Source organism: Streptomyces sp. URMC 126, from assembly GCF_051386555.1.
Taxonomy (GTDB): Bacteria; Actinomycetota; Actinomycetes; order Streptomycetales; family Streptomycetaceae; genus Streptomyces.
In genome coordinates, this window is sequence record NZ_JBPQTX010001068.1 from 1 (window position 1) to 255 (window position 255).

1 pseudogene is annotated in these 255 nt (G+C 78.0%); it reads left to right on the top strand.

The annotated features are described in order from the left end of the window. Window positions 1-14: 14 nt before the first annotated feature. Window positions 15-255: pseudogene (locus ACSNOK_RS35120) on the top strand (alpha/beta hydrolase); the annotation flags it as partial.

Here is a 255-nt window from a genome sequence, read left to right on the forward strand (position 1 = left end):
GCTCCGCGTGCCCCATGCCGTGTTCGATCCACAGCTCCACCGCGCCCGGCGCCCCCGCCGACGGCCTCGCGATCGTGATCGCCCACGGGTTCACCGGCTCGCGCGACCGGCCCGCGATCCGGCGGGCGGCCGGTGTCTTCGCCCAGCGTGCCGCCGTGATCACCTTCTCCTTCCGGGGGCACGGCGGCTCCGGCGGCCGGTCCACGGTCGGCGACCGCGAGGTCCTCGACCTGGCGGCCGCGGTGCGCTGGGCGC